Annotated in this window: 14 protein-coding genes; 6 read left to right on the forward strand and 8 right to left on the reverse strand. The window is 44.9% G+C overall.

The window, feature by feature from the left end:
- The 3 genes from IQ257_RS13820 to IQ257_RS13830 form a co-directional block, all read right to left on the reverse strand.
- Nucleotides 1-718: Crp/Fnr family transcriptional regulator (locus tag IQ257_RS13820; protein WP_193933066.1), on the reverse strand; the 718-nt coding region annotated here is incomplete at its 3' end.
- Between the two features lie 18 nt (nucleotides 719-736).
- The gene (locus IQ257_RS13825) at nucleotides 737-1,960 is read right to left on the reverse strand and encodes a class I SAM-dependent methyltransferase (protein WP_193873762.1); all 1,224 of its coding nucleotides are present in this window, start codon (nucleotides 1,958-1,960) and stop codon (nucleotides 737-739) included.
- Nucleotides 1,957-2,934, reverse strand: coding sequence for a carbohydrate kinase family protein (locus IQ257_RS13830; RefSeq protein ID WP_193873763.1), 978 nt, complete (start codon nucleotides 2,932-2,934; stop codon nucleotides 1,957-1,959). The genes IQ257_RS13825 and IQ257_RS13830 overlap by 4 nt, the downstream gene beginning before the upstream one ends.
- 232 nt (nucleotides 2,935-3,166) lie before the next feature.
- Here IQ257_RS13830 and IQ257_RS13835 point away from each other — a divergent pair, with 232 nt between their 5' ends.
- From IQ257_RS13835 to dndE, 5 genes are all read left to right on the forward strand, one after another.
- Nucleotides 3,167-3,946, forward strand: a complete 780-nt coding sequence (locus IQ257_RS13835; RefSeq protein ID WP_193873764.1) for a pentapeptide repeat-containing protein — start codon at nucleotides 3,167-3,169, stop codon at nucleotides 3,944-3,946.
- 99 nt (nucleotides 3,947-4,045) lie between these two features.
- The gene (locus tag IQ257_RS13840; protein ID WP_193873765.1) at nucleotides 4,046-4,693 is read left to right on the forward strand and encodes a Uma2 family endonuclease; all 648 of its coding nucleotides are present in this window, start codon (nucleotides 4,046-4,048) and stop codon (nucleotides 4,691-4,693) included.
- Nucleotides 4,694-4,811: 118 nt separating this feature from the next.
- Nucleotides 4,812-6,356, forward strand: coding sequence for an ATP phosphoribosyltransferase regulatory subunit (gene hisZ, locus IQ257_RS13845; protein ID WP_193873766.1), 1,545 nt, complete (start codon nucleotides 4,812-4,814; stop codon nucleotides 6,354-6,356).
- 73 nt (nucleotides 6,357-6,429) lie between these two features.
- Nucleotides 6,430-7,470, forward strand: coding sequence for an ATP phosphoribosyltransferase (hisG, locus tag IQ257_RS13850; RefSeq protein WP_228060697.1), 1,041 nt, complete (start codon nucleotides 6,430-6,432; stop codon nucleotides 7,468-7,470).
- Nucleotides 7,471-7,584: 114 nt separating this feature from the next.
- Entirely contained in the window at nucleotides 7,585-8,016 is a 432-nt protein-coding gene (gene dndE / locus IQ257_RS13855) for a DNA sulfur modification protein DndE (protein WP_193873767.1), read from the forward strand.
- Nucleotides 8,017-8,248: 232 nt separating this feature from the next.
- Here the strand turns inward: dndE and IQ257_RS13860 are convergent, their stop codons facing one another.
- From IQ257_RS13860 to IQ257_RS13870, 3 genes are all read right to left on the reverse strand, one after another.
- The gene (locus IQ257_RS13860; RefSeq protein ID WP_193873768.1) at nucleotides 8,249-9,493 is read right to left on the reverse strand and encodes an MFS transporter; all 1,245 of its coding nucleotides are present in this window, start codon (nucleotides 9,491-9,493) and stop codon (nucleotides 8,249-8,251) included.
- Nucleotides 9,494-9,609: 116 nt separating this feature from the next.
- Nucleotides 9,610-10,578, reverse strand: a complete 969-nt coding sequence (locus IQ257_RS13865) for a hypothetical protein (RefSeq protein WP_193873769.1) — start codon at nucleotides 10,576-10,578, stop codon at nucleotides 9,610-9,612.
- Nucleotides 10,541-10,843, reverse strand: a complete 303-nt coding sequence (locus IQ257_RS13870) for a hypothetical protein (RefSeq protein WP_193873770.1) — start codon at nucleotides 10,841-10,843, stop codon at nucleotides 10,541-10,543. Before IQ257_RS13870 ends, IQ257_RS13865 begins: the two co-directional genes overlap by 38 nt.
- Before the next feature lie 362 nt (nucleotides 10,844-11,205).
- Between IQ257_RS13870 and IQ257_RS13875 the strand changes: the two genes are divergently transcribed.
- Nucleotides 11,206-12,606 carry a flippase gene (locus IQ257_RS13875; RefSeq protein ID WP_193873771.1) on the forward strand — a complete coding sequence of 467 codons (1,401 nt, stop codon included), beginning with the start codon at nucleotides 11,206-11,208 and terminating at the stop codon, nucleotides 12,604-12,606.
- Nucleotides 12,607-12,727: 121 nt separating this feature from the next.
- Here IQ257_RS13875 and IQ257_RS13880 read toward each other — a convergent pair whose 3' ends face one another.
- Nucleotides 12,728-13,750 (reverse strand): sulfotransferase family protein, encoded by a 1,023-nt coding sequence (locus IQ257_RS13880; RefSeq protein WP_193873772.1) that lies wholly within the window; start codon nucleotides 13,748-13,750, stop codon nucleotides 12,728-12,730.
- Nucleotides 13,751-13,913: 163 nt separating this feature from the next.
- On the reverse strand, nucleotides 13,914-14,699 hold the full coding sequence (locus IQ257_RS31205) for an acyltransferase (protein WP_322744326.1): 786 nt from the start codon (nucleotides 14,697-14,699) through the stop codon (nucleotides 13,914-13,916).
- Between the last annotated feature and the right edge of the window lie 32 nt (nucleotides 14,700-14,731).

Genomic DNA, 14,731 nt, shown 5'->3' on the forward strand with positions numbered 1-14,731 from the left:
AGATGTTTATAAGAGACAGCCCACTCCCTGCCTTTCTCCCTTCCGCCAAAATCATTAAACCTTCTCGATCTAACAATTGAATTCGAGAACCCTCAATAGAAATCAATCTCTCCTGACTCAGCTTGGCAAAAACGCGGGATAGCGTCTCTGGAATCGTGCCTAATAATGCTGCTAACTGAGTTTTGGTTATATCTAATTCCACTACTTTAAGAGTCTTGTTACGGTCACTCAAATAGAGTAGATAAGCTGCTAATCGTCCTGGAACTTCCTTTAAGGATAAATCTTCGACAAGCTGGGCAAATCGCCGCAAGTGACGTGCGAAAATTGCCAACATATTAATGGCTAATGTTGGGTGTTGCTGGAGTAGTTCTAAAAAAGCAGTTCGGGGAAAAAACAATAGGTCAGATTTTTCTAAGGTTGTTGCTGATGCTGGAAAGCATTCTCCGTCAAAGGCTGGCACTTCGGCAAAATGTTCGCCAGCCCCAAAGAGTTGTAAAATCTGTTCTTTTCCTTCAGTAGAGAGTTTGAAGACTTTAACTCTGCCAGAACGAACCACAAAAAATCCTCTGCCTTCATCCCCTTCTTCAAAAATTATCTCACCTTTGCGATAGGTTTTGGCGATCGCAATCTTTGCTAGGGCGTCTAGTTGCTCGTCTGGTAGTCCCCGCCATAACTGGATATTCGCTATCAATTCTTTTAGTTTAGAGGGTTGATCCACACTTATCCCCTGTTTTGTTCAAATCATTGGCGGTACAGTCAACCCTTTCAGTGTTATCGGTTCTTCTAAATTCTTACTCTGTACCAAAACACCAAAACTACCCAATCCCATCGGGTCGATAAGTTGGTGTAAAGTATCCCGACGGCGTATAATTTTCATTACATCTTGCGCCTTGGCAATCGCTTCACCCTGCTCTCTACTCCTCGAAGAAAGCGCCGCAAGGCGATCGCCTAATCCCAATGCCATCAAAAACAAGCCCTGCTTTGTAAACCCCACCTGATGCAAGCCGCACAATTCCCCCTGACGCTCTAGAGCCGTAAAATTAACATGAGCAGTGATATCCTGTTGCCCAATATAAAGGTAGGGATTGTTATGATGTCGGTGTCGATAATAGCACTGTAGCGTTCCTTGATGACGTGCTGGCGAGTAATAGCGCTCGGCTTGATACCCGTAATCAATGGTTAACAAAAACCCCCGCCGCAGTTTACTCGCAACAGTCTTTATCCAGTCCAACGCTGCTAAATTCACCTCACTCCGATAACCTTCTGGATAGCCTCCCGAAAATAAATCGATACCCACAACGTCAAAATAATCCCGCAGTTTCGGAGTTGAAAGGCTATCTATTACCTCTACAAAATTAATGTTATTATTTCTAATATCTGATTCTTGTAGAGACGTTACATAAACTTCCTTTAACTGCCCCTTCTCAAGCACAACTTGATGCACAGGTAAAGCGTCCACCAATTCATTAGAAAAACAGCAACCCGTTATTGAATATTCTGGTATTTCATCTAAGGAACACCACCGCAGGGGTAGCGCTGGTAGTTCCAATTGCTGCACAAGTTTTTGCTGTTGGGCAATCAATCCCTCGGCTTTCTCAACAATACAATAGTCTAAACTATTAAAGCAGTCAGAATGCTGTTGATGCAGATAACTCAAAATATCGGCTGCCAAAAGTCCATGCCCTGCTCCCATTTCTACCAAGGTAAACGGTTTTGGGCATCCTAAACTCTCCCACATTTGGGCAAATTGGACAGCTAACAATTCCCCAAAATCTTTACTGAGGTGGGGTGACGTAAAAAAGTCACCCTCTGAGCCAATATTAACCGCACCCGTTGCGTAGTAACCCTGCTGTGGATGATAGAGCGCCAAATTCATGTATTCGGCAAAGGTAATTTGCTGCTTTGGTGCTGCGTTGATTGTATCGGTAATTAAATTTTGCAGCAATTGATCATTAATCATTTGTCTTTTTCTTGCAAAAATGCTGCCACCTTGTCGGCGGTGGGTTGGGCTGCGATCGCTCCGGGTTTCAATGTTGTCAGTCCCCCTACAGCACTGGCATATTTGACGACATTTTTTGCTGATTCAGGAGTGGCAATACATTTGAGTCCCTGCTGACAAAGCTGGTGAACAAAACCAGCAACAAAACCGTCCCCTGCTCCTGTAGTATCTTGAACATCCATAGTAAAAGGAGAAAACTTCCCTTCTTGCTCACTGAGGCAGTAGGTTGTATCGCGATCGCCATCTGTCACTAAGACACCTTCTAGGGAATCAAGACGATGGGTAATCGCACCAGCATCGGCGGTGTCAAATAATAACTCTGCTTCTTCTCTGGCAATTTTGAGAAAATCTACTTGCTTCAAGCGTTCCTGAATGAGTGGCTTGGCAATACTCGGATCGTGCCAGAACATTGGACGCCAGTTGATATCGACGACAACTTTGACATCGTAGAGTTCAGCCAGTTGTAGCGCTCTGTCAATGGCATCCCGAGTTTGAGAATAAGCTAACTCCAGCGTTCCTAAGACTAAATAATCGGCGTGTACAAATAAGGATTCGGGTAACTCTGAGACGTTAAGAAAGGCGTCAGCAAATTGAGATGTATCCAAATCCCCAAAACCGGCAAATTCGCGATCGCCTTTTTCGGAGCGCACAACGTAAACCTGTCGCGTTGGGGCTGTAGGATGACGCTGAACACCAGTGATATCTACTCCAATATCCTCTAATAACTGTACCAACTCGTTTCCCGGTTTATCCTGCCCCACACAACCGATAAATCCAGCAGGGGTTCCCAACTTTACTAAGGCAGTAGCAACATTAGCAGGAGCACCTCCTGGGTAATCCGTCCACGATTCAACCTGTTCGACGGGACGTCCCAACTGATCGGCTAAACGGTCAAATAATACTTCACCCAGGCAAAGCACACGAGGATGGGTCACGGTTGTATTTTTCTAAACGTCTTCATCAGACTACCAGAGGTGTGCGATTATGACTGATTTTTCTAATCTGGAAATGTATAGAAATTTTGATAAGTAGGTAGGCAGGAATAAACCAAACTATGTTGCTAAATGTAAAGATGCCTTGAACCTTACTAAGACAAATGACGACCCTCACCCGTTAAGTTTAACCCGTGCCAATCTACTTACAACGTTTTGAAGTTAAAGTAAAATTATGAAACCCAGGCTTTTGGCAACGATTTTACTCCTTGCACCCTTGGGGATAGCGACTCCGACTCAAGCCGAAAACCCCGATCAGGTTAGGCAGTTACAGGAAACTAAGGAATGTGCCACCTGTGACTTAAGTGATGCCAACCTCAGCAGTGCGGACTTAACGGAAACGATTCTGACAAATGCTGACTTGAGTCGAGCGAACCTGACTGAAGCTATTCTGAGTAATGCCAACTTAAGAAATGCTGACTTAGTGAGTGCCAACCTCAGCAATGCGGACTTAAGAAATTCCGACCTGACGCAAGCGTTCCTGAGTGGTGCTGACTTAACCAACGCTGACCTTAGACAAGCTAACTTTAAGGGAGCCAATCTCAATCAAGCCATTCTAACGGGTGCTAACCTGACCCAAACCCTTTTAAGTCTGGCTAATCTCAGTGAAGCCAATCTTTCTGAATCTATCTTAACCCTGGCAGAACTAAGAGGAGCTGACTTGAGACGCGCCAACCTTACAGGTGCCAGACTCAGTGGTGCTAACCTACACGCGGCGGACTTGGGGAGTGCTGAACTTACGGATGCTAAACTCAACGTTGCTAATTTGAGTGGTGCTAACCTGAGTGGTGCTAATTTGAGCAATGCTCTCTTAATAGAGGCTGACTTAAGGGATGTGAACTTAAGAGACGCTGATTTGAGTAGTGCTAACTTAAAGAATGCTAACCTAATGGGCGCTTTTTACTGCAATACTACTTTACCGGATGGAACTGTCTCTAATCGAGATTGCTCCTAGTTCTTAAAAGCTGCCTTTGCAAAAACCGATAAAAGGGAGAAGTAGACAAATTTTAAGTCTTTAATATTTTTCCTCAAATTAGCCCTCAAAACGATTGCTATGCCAGCAACTGCCATCAGCTTTAGTTTAGAACCAGGTCAAAAAGTGACCCTAAAACCTGTTTCTTGGCAAGGATTTGAAGCAATTCTTTCTCAGCTAGGAGAACGGCGTTCCTCACGAATTGCTTATGCTAACGGAATTTTGGAACTTGTGGCACCCCTACCCGAACATGAACGGTCAAAAGTTTTGATTGCTGATTTAGTCAAAACTCTGCTGAAAGCTCAGAAACGACGATGGGAACCTTTGGGTTCTACAATGTTTAAGCGAGAAGGTATGGCAGCAGGCATTGAACCCGATGATTGCTTTTATATTGAGAACTACAAAGCCGTCATTGGTAAAGAGCGACTAGATTTAACGGTCGATCCACCACCTGACTTAGCCCTTGAAACCGATGTCACCTCAAAAACTGAATTGGATGCTTATGAAGCGTTGAGAGTTCCAGAGTTATGGATTTACTCTAGGGGTAAACTCAAAATCAATGTGCTGCGAGAAAATCAGTATGTTGAGGGTGATAGGAGTTTGATATTTCCCGATGTAGCTGTTGTAGAGATTATTCCCCGCTTTGTGCAGCGAGCTAGAGAGGTTGGGGTTAGTCAGACGTTGGAAGAGTTCGAGGCGCTGATTAGAGGTGGAGATGGCTCTTTCTGATACTATCAACCATGGGCAAGCCGTCTGACGCCCGACTGACGCCTTGTATACATAAAGTTAGTTTTATGTCAAGGTGTTAGTCCCTCAATTCCTCAAAATCCGGTTCCCTTAAAAAACGATGCGAACGACCAAAATTGAACGAGTACGCGGCGTCAACGATGTCTTGCCCGACGACTGCGCGATCGCTAAACAACTCCAAGATACACTCAGGCAGTGCTTCGGGTCTTTCGGCTACCGCCCGATTGACGTGCCATTAATTGAATATACCGAACTCTATTTAAGGAAATCCGGTGAGGAAATTGCTCCCCGCCTCTACGACTTTATCTACCGCAACCGCCGCCTCTGCTTGCGACCAGAATTTACAGCCTCAGTGGTTCGCGCCTATGTCGATAACCTGCAAGGCACACCCCTACCCATCCGCCTCTACTACGCCGGACCTGCTTTTCGCTACGAACGTCCCCAGAAAGAACGATATCGCCAGTTCACCCAAATGGGAATCGAACTCATTGGTGCAACAGGTAGCATGGCAGATGCTGAAATTATCTCCGTCGCTTGTCAGGGGTTGAACAGTATCGGGTTGACTGGGTATCGGGTGGTTTTAGGTCACGTTGGGGTGCTGGCAACGTTTCTCGACAACCTCCAGTTAGAGAGTCGCCTGCGTAGTTTCCTGCTTGTCAATATGGAACTATTGCGAAAGGAAGGCAAACCCGCCGTTGAACGCCGTTTGTGTGACATCTATCCCGCTTTCGAGAAACAGGTGGAACAGGTAGAGACGTTACAGGAAAAGTCTCTACAAGACACCAAACGCCTCACCGATTTATTTCGGGATATGGATGAATCCGAGGCACAAGGGGCGATTCTCGATCTGCTAGAGAACATGAATATCGAACTGGGGGGAAACCGGGATGCTGAGGAAATTGTCGATCGCCTGTTGACCAAAATGAAGCGTCAAGACCAAACGGCTAGAGTGAGTCAGGCGCTAGAGTTTATGAGTGAATTGGGGCAACTCGTGGGGGAACCTGCGGACGTTCTCAAGGAAGCGGAAAAACTTCTATCTGCCCACGGTATTGATTATTCCGGTTTGGAACAGTTGCATGAGATTATTAATACCCTAGAATTCTACAATCTCGACAAAAGCCAAATTTGTCTCGATTTGGGTCTAAGTCGAGGGTTACAGTACTATACCGGGATGATTTTTGAAATCCATCACGGTTCGGTGGGAGACGAGCGACAACTCTGTGGCGGCGGCAGGTATGATGATTTGGTTGCCACGTTCGGGGGGAGACAAGAGACGCCTGCTACTGGATTCTCTTACGGTATCGAACGGTTGCGGTTAGCGCTAGAAGTTGAGGGCAAAGTCTGGACAGCACAGAAGCGGGTTGATGTGCTGGTAGTGCCAGTGAGTCAGGAGGATACGGGTTATGCGATCGCAGTTGCCCAAGAGTTGAGACAAGCGGGGTTGCGAGTGGAAATTGATGTCAGGGGTAAAAGCGTTTCCAGTAATTTCCAGTACGCCGACAAGCAAGGCATTCCCTTTGCGATCGCCCTTGGTTCCGATGAACGCCGCACTTCAGAGGTTGTCTTAAAACACATGGATTCCGGCGAACAGCAGCGGTTGAAGGTGAGTGAAGTTGCCCAGCAAGTTAATAGGAGGAAGGAGTAAGTTTTCCCTTCTGCCTTCTGCCCTCTGCCTTTCTTTGTAAAATACCCGACACCGTTAAGTTTTTGAATTTTGAATGATTACCATGCACCCTAACGGCAACTATTCTCCTCTCAGATTGGCGCTACCGAGCAAAGGGGCGCTGGAAAAATCTACAACTAGCCTGCTTTCAGCTTGCGGGATGGGTGTATTTCGACCGAGCGATCGCCAATATGTGGGTTCGATTCCTTCTCTACCACAAATTACCGTTCTTTTCCAAAGAGCTGCCGATATTTTTACTAAGGTAGAAGAGGGCAGCGCTGATTTAGGGGTTACTGGCTATGATGTGGTTTTTGAAGAAGGAACGGGGCATGATAATGTCGTCGTAATTCACGATCGCCTTGGTTACGGTAAGTGTGAGTTAGTTTTGGCGGTTCCTGAAAGTTGGGTAGATGTTTCGTCGATTGAAGATTTAGCGGAACTGACACTCCTATTTAAGGAGAAAGGCAGAACCTTGAGAATTGCCACGAAATACCCTAATCTCACCCGCAATTGGTTGTACGAGAAACTGATTGTCAATTTCTCACTCGTGGCAGTGCAAGGAGCAATGGAAGCTGCACCGAGTATGGGTTATGCCGATATGATTGCCGATGTCAGCAGTACGGGAACTACCCTGCGGGAAAACCGATTGAAGCGGATTGATGGGGGTACTCTGCTTAAGTCCCAAGCTTGCCTGATTGGGAATCGGAGATTACTACAGGAAGACCCAACTAAACTTAATACAACCAAGACGATTTTAGAGTTAATTGAGGCTCATCTCAAAGCCAAAAATTATATTTCGATTACTGCCAACGTGCGAGGGAAATCAGCAGATGAGATTGGCACTTATTTGATGAATAAGACGGAGTTGAGGGGTTTGACAGGGTTGCGAGGACCCACTATTGCTAAGGTTTATTCTCATCATGGGGATGATTGGTTTGCTGTTACCGTTGTGGTGGAGCAGAAGATGTTGCTGCCCGCTGTTAATCATTTGAGAAATGCGGGTGGTACGGATATGACGGTTCTTTCACCGGATTATGTTTTTGGTTCCCAGTCTCAAAATTATCAGTTGTTTTTGGAGAGGTTGAAGGGGGAGTAGGGACTTAAGTGCCGCTAGTCCAGTATTGTCTTGGGTCACTGGCTCCTCTCCGTAGTATCCTCTTATGGAGTACTCTAGCGATTGAGATCAATTCCCGTATCTGCCTGACGGTATATGGAACCACCCATTGAGCGCTTTACACTCTCAAAATCTGCCAAGGACCAACTTGTAAAGCTCAAGCGCTACACTAAAATCGACCAATGGAACATCCTCTGCCGCTGGGCATTCTGCCGTTCCCTTGCCGAACCCTCCATGCCTTCGCCAGTACCTATTCCTGCTGACTCAAATGTGGAGTTGACATGGCGGGTTTTTGGGGGAGAGATTGCTGATATTTTGTTAATTGCCCTTAAGGAACGCTGTCACAATGATGGCTTGGGGTGTGAGAAGGAAACACTTGCCACCCAGTTTCGCCTGCACCTGCATCGCGGTATTGGTTATTTAGCAGGAGATCCAACTCTTAAAAAAATTGATAATTTGGTTGAAATCATTTTACAGCCTGAAGTCAGTAAACCCGAAAATCAGCCCGGAGTTCAAACTCCGGGCTAATAGCTCAAGTCCATTGAAATGGACTGAAAGTCTTATCCAGTCGTATGCAAGACGAATGCCAGCTATGAGACAGTGGTTTTAACCACTGGCTGTTAGTGAGACTGGTGCAAGATCTGAGTTCTACAGGACTTACGCACAGACGCTACATCTGTGCGTAAGTCCTGTAGCAACACATCGACCAATGACAAATAGTGAGTCAAGACGACAAATAATTAGTCCATCGACATTTGTCCTAAATTCTATTGTCTAGGGCATAAATATCCCGTTCCCGACCCGTGGCAAAGCGTAGGGAGTGGGATAAGTTTTTGCTGGACTGGGTGATGAAGATCATGAGTGCCAAGAACGTTAAACCAGCCATTAGGGTGAAAATGCCCTCGTAGCCGAGTGGATCTGCGATCGCACCGAAGACAGGTCCTGCGATCGCAATTCCCAAATCAAACCCGCTAATACAGGCGGCAAAAACTTGACCGCGTTCGGTGCCAGAAGAGCGATCAGAAATTAAGGCAATCATCATCGGTAGCAGCGTTCCTGCCCCTGCCCCTTCAATGAAACCCGCCAGCAAAAAGGCTTGGGGACTTCTAGCCTGGGAAATTAAAACCATGGACAGTCCATAACAAATTAAACTCCCTGTGATAAACAATCCCCGCCCGTAGCGGTCAGATGCCCGACCTGCCACTAAGCGCATCATAAAACTAGCGATCGCCGCCGCCGTGAAAAACCAGCCCGCATTTAAGTTGATGCCAGTTTCTCGAATAAACAACGCGATAAACGTACTCAAAGACCCAAACGCCAAACCCACTAGCAGGAGAACCGTCGCAGGAATTCGCAGACGAGGACTGGTCAACAGCCGCCAAATGGTTTTGAGGGTCGGTTGTGCAGTCTTCTGCTGGGATACCTGCACTCTCTCCGGTTCGCCCACCTGACTAGCACAAACTGCTGCCAAGAAACCCAGTCCCCCAGAGAATAGAAATAGAGCCGTGTAGCCCGCCGCTCCCTGTAATAATCCGCCTAAAGCAGGACCTAGAGCCATACCAACCGGCGTGACTAGACTCATGTAGCCAATCAACTCACCCCGCTGGCGCACTGGCGACAAATCCGCCACTAGAGCCAGATAACCTGTAGTAAAAGCAGCGATACTAATGCCGTGAAACGCCCGGAGTACCATTAATAAGCCGATTGAATCGGCGACTAAATAGCCCAACGGAGCGATCGCGGCAACAATAGTACCAATAATTACCACCAGCTTGCGGCTGCGCTGGTCTGCTAAATGCCCCAATTTGGGTCGAAACAGCAACAAACCGATGGCAAAGCAACCCATTACCATTCCCACCTGCTGCTTGGTTCCTCCCAGATCCTCAATGTAAGGTGGTAACGTTGGCAGCATAGAGGCTAAACCCGACCAAAACAGTAGACCAGTCGCAAATAAAACCAGTAAATTTTGGCGTTGTTGCGCCTCTATTGTGCTAAAAAGCTTCAAAACCGAATCATCCCTGGCGAAATGTTCAATAGAATTAGGAGAGTTATCTCCTCCTATTCAACATTCTTAACATCTGAGCTAACTATTTCCTTCACCCGATAGATTGGTTGTCCTGACTAAGATGGAGGAGAGTTGACTTCCGTGCTAGTCGAACGAGGCGTGACCAAGAAAAGCTCCAGATCTCTGAAAAATATCTGGTGTTTTTGGAGGTTAAACTGTTTTTCAACAAGCTTCCGGAACGTTTCAGGTTCAATTCCTCTGCCCAATGAGCTTTCATAGACCACCCAAGACCGGGATTTAATAGGCGGCAAAGTGAGACGCGCTGGTTCCACTTCTGATTGCTTGTTTTCTTCGGGGAACAACTCCTGAGAGATTTCCAAAAAATGAATGGGTGCCGAACCCTGATAGTAATGCTCCGGCACCACTTCAGGACGGGGTTTAGTAATATGTAGAACTAGGGAATCACCAGGCTTTTCATTTAAGCTAATAGTCTGGAATATACCACGCCAATCTTCACGATTCAACTTCGTGTAATAATACCCCAACCCACCGCTAACTGCCACGATATAGGTAAGGACAACTACAATAGCCACATTTCGCTGCCAATGCCAAACTTTCATAAAACCGATTGCTAAAAGAATCAGCAGGTATGGGGCAACAAACAGCAGGTAGCGGGGTATCCATATCGAGCTAGAAATATAAGAAATGCATAGAATAGCAGCACTCGGCAACAATCCCCAAACTGCAACCCAGAAAAGTTGCGGTTTGCGGTTCCTGCCAAGGAGAGCCATGCCCAGCAATACAACCAGCATTACAGTGTAGACGTTGTAAAAAGGATAGACGATTGGAGAAGGCCACCCCCCATTAACCGTAAATTTCTGTGTCAGCATTCTTACGACATTCTTAATACCAGGTTTCGGCTTTAAAGCTACCCAATGATTCATGAACTGAGGTGTTGATACAGTGGCAAATTGAATTGCAAAGGGAAGCCATACAATACCGATAACCAGAAGCCACTTAGCAAACCCTAACAATACACGCCGCTGGTTACGAAACTTCAGCCCAATTAATAAGATGTCTGGCACTAGCAGCGAGAAATTGAGCGGTGTTGTCAAGATCGCCAAGAGTCGCCCTACAGCCCACCAACCCATGAAGGGAAAGGATAGTAATTACATTTCCGTTTTTAGCATCATGAACACTATAAAGTTCATCGATCCACAAGCTTTCCGTGCCAAGTTGATAGAGATATAAAGCCGTGGCTACGAGTAAAATTAGGCTGATAGAAATCCACCGCTTCAGAGAATCTGCTTGGATTAGGAGTTCTGCCGAATTCAGTTTTTTGAATTTCATGTTGTTAATTCTGAAAGTTATTAGTTGTCAGTTGCAAAACTAGGGTGAATTAATTGAGTATTCTACAGTAAACCAAACAACTATTCACGGATTTTTTAGCGTTGCTCAATGAACACTTTGTGTAGCAGCCGAATAGGTGGGTGCGGAGCCATGATAGTAATGTTCTAATATCTCCTGCTATGCTCACGTTATAGCTTTCGCTACAGTTTATCCGACATTACCCGTGTTAAAAACCTGAGTCTTGCTTTACAAGGAGCCACTTCCTTTTAGAAGACAACTCTTCTACACTTGCTTTGGGTGTGATGCTGGCAGTTTTTCTACACCACTTTCAGAAGTGTAATTTAAATAACCGTTAATTGACCGTGAAAACCCTACTTCACCGTTTCGATCTATCCTACCTGTATGTTTTGGTAGGAGAGGCAACCCTTGCTCTCACTTTTGTCTTCTACATGACAATTGCCCGCGTCCTCGGACCGGAGCGGTATGAGATCTTCTCGGCGGCTGTTGCTTTGGGAGCTATCCTTTCTCTTTTTATCCAGTTCGGGTTTCCGACACTAATAACCCGTGAGGTAGCAGCAAACCCTATCGAAGGACCTAAATCTACAGGGAAGTTCCTGATTATCGAAGGCTTGAGCTTCCTTTTAGTTCTCCTGCTTCTGTTTCCCCTAGCTCGTCTGTTAGGTTACCAAGGCGAGGGCTTAATTGTTTGCTACTTAGTCATATTCGCAGAACTCTGTCGCAGCGTGAAAATGACGCAACGCGGTGTCCTCAAGGGTATGGGGTGGTTCAGAAGCGAAACGATCTCAGTAGCAATAGAGCGGTTCTTTACTGTACTACTCCCAGTTATTGTTCTGTTTTTGACTCAAAATCTAGTGTTGGTGGTGGGGACATTTGTCCTTGTCCGCTTGCTCGACATTGTGGGAATGCTGGTTTACCTGAGTCGGAAGACTAGCATCTGGTCACCTCTGAGCCTCAACGGACTTTGGCAATCTGTTCGTATGGCTTACCCATTTGCCCTAGCTGGGGTTCTGTGGATTCTCTATTATCAGATTGATGTAGTCATGCTTAAGGGACTCGCTCCTACTGGAGAGGCTGGATATTACAGTGCTGCCTACCGGATATTAGAAATGTTTGCTGCCCTGCCTCAAGTTGTTTTCTACGTCGCCTTTACTAGGTTTGCTCGATACTATGCTAACGAACCCGAGAAACTTCCGGAGCAGATTTACAAGTGTACGCGCCTCTTACTGGCAGTAGTGCTGCCTACCATCGTTGTAGCTGGTTTGTTCCAGAGTACTTTAGTAAACGTTATTTATGGTGAAGCCTTTGCGCCTTCGGTCAAACCCCTTGCTATTCTCCTACCTAGCCTGAGTGTCAAAATGTTTGGCACCTTAGTGCAAAAGTTACTTCAGGCTACTGGAAGAGAGAAGCAACTGCCTACCCTGCTGTTTGGTACTACGATGACTAATGTGGTGACTAATTTGATTCTCATACCTTATCTGGGGGGAGTTGGTGCGGCAGTTGCAACCTTGTTAAGTGAATTGGTGCTGTGTCTGGTAGGTTTAAGCTTGATGAAACGGATGCAGTATAAGGGAATGAGTAAGCGCCTTGGTATGATTACAGCCATTAGCTTACTGGTAACTGCGATCCCATCTCTGATGCTTTACGGATTGACTCCAATTATGGGAATCGGGTTAATGGTTCCTAGTATTGCGACGATGATGGTATTGATGAAACGCGATCGCTTTTTAGAACGGGTAACATAGGTGTACTAAGAATTCAGACAAACCTGAGTTGGATGTGAGATTGAAAGCCCCGTTCTTTCATATTAATTTAATCTAAATATATACCAATTAATTAAGTAATCGATAGAATCTATTGGCAATTTTAGTAATTTTTTATTGACCTCAATAATTTCCTTGTTTTGACTTGTAAATCATAATTAATTTGTTTTTTAAAAAGATTAAATGCATCGTAGTTAGTAAATTTAAATAAATATCGAAGATAATTATCCTCTATAAAAAAAACAATTCTCTCATATATTTTTATTGGAAATATTCTAGAAGTAGCCATTTCATATTCACAATTGATTAGAGCATCACCTGCAACATATTCAAAAATTTCAATTTCTCTCCGTTTGAGTTTGGTTTTGAAAACACCTATTTTTTTCTCAGAAATAGTTTTATTTAATGAATTGTGCAAAGCAGCAGATTTAATATATTGTTTCTTTATCTCTATTTCTGGAATATTTCGAGTAACTGTGATTCTATCTTCTTCAAGAAAATCAAATATTTTAAATAATTCACTATTTAAATTTTGAACCAAATCTTCGTAATGAACTTCTATCCAATTCCTGGTATCAGTACTTTGTTTAAATTCTTCAAAGGCTAAGATATATTTTCTCCATCGATGTGCAATCTTATAGATACTCTTAGGACCAATTGGAACTCTTTTCAGTGACTCAGCTACATCTCTGCCATCACGTATTAAGTGAATGAATTTTGCTTCTGGAAAAATTTTATTGATTTCTTTCAAGTACATAGCGTGTTGTGGAGTCTTATCTCCCCAGCGTTTTTTACCATTTTTTTGCGCATAAAGCTCGAAAAGCAATGAAACAACACCTTTAATAGAAACAATTTTAATTTGAGTGCAAAATTCTGCAACTGATATTTCTAATCCCCATTCTTTAATTCGCTTATCGTGCAAAATATCTTTCACAAAAAGCTGAAGATTAGAGCTTTTATGAAGATCACCATAATTTGCAAAAACTCCTGAAAATCGTTCAAATATATGGCTTTCTGGAGGTATGGCAATATTAGGATGTAAGTTCATAAGCATTTGAAGTAAACTCGTGCCAGAACGGGGACAACCTACGATAAAGAAAGGTAGTTTTTTCAAATCTGTTTTCATTGTTAATGCAAGAACGAAAATGCTTCAAACTTAGTCTCAGCAATTTTTTCAGCTTTGTCCAGACCTTTGAACTCTTTTCAATCATTAAGCTGTCAAAACATACGAATCGAGTTGAACTCCCGTTAGGGACGCGATCGCTTTTTAGCACTGGCAACGTAGGTTGCTATCCCTCAGAAAATACTTCAGTTAATGTTTGGGTGAATTCCGGTTTGCGCCAGCCGCATACTCGTGCTGGCACTCCCATAGCGATCGCATAGGGGGGAATGTCCTTGGTTACCACTGCCCCAGCACCTACTACCGCACCTGTACCAATCGTCACACCGTCTTTGACAATCACATGAGCTCCTAGCCAGACATCATCCCCGATTCGTACACCGCCTTTGGATGCCAATGGCTGTTTGACTATGGGGATGTCTGTTCGAGAGAATTCATGGTTGACACCACCGATATAGCAGCGACCAGCAATGAGACAATAGCTGCCGATGCGTACCTCGCTGGTCGAATCAAGTCGGCATTCAGAACCAATATTGGTATGGTCACCGATAAAAATAGAGCCAGCACGCGCCTTTAGCTGGGCATAGCGACCAATCTGCACGCCATCGCCGATTTCGATGCCTTCGTCTGTCAGAGAGCGCATGGAAAGAAATGCATAATCATCAATTACAACATTGCTGCCAATGCTGATACGGCTAGGTGCGCGGACAATCAGGTGGTGACCAAAGAGGACATTCTTGCCCACACGGGCAAATAACTGCGGGTAGAATATGCGTCGTAGCGCCAGTCCAACGGCACCGGGAAGTTGCCCGAATAAAAACGTCACTAGTTCGTATTGCAATAGCCGTCCCAGTCCCGGTTTGCCTACCACTAAGTTCTGATATTTCTGGAGGAACGAACTCTTGCTATCGGTCAATACCTCCTCAAAACGTAGCTGATCATATTTGCTATTCATCGAAAAACTCCCTGTATTGTCTTGCCAAGCTG

It is taken from the genome of Coleofasciculus sp. LEGE 07092 (genome assembly GCF_015207375.1).
Lineage (GTDB): Bacteria > Cyanobacteriota > Cyanobacteriia > Cyanobacteriales > Coleofasciculaceae > LEGE-07092.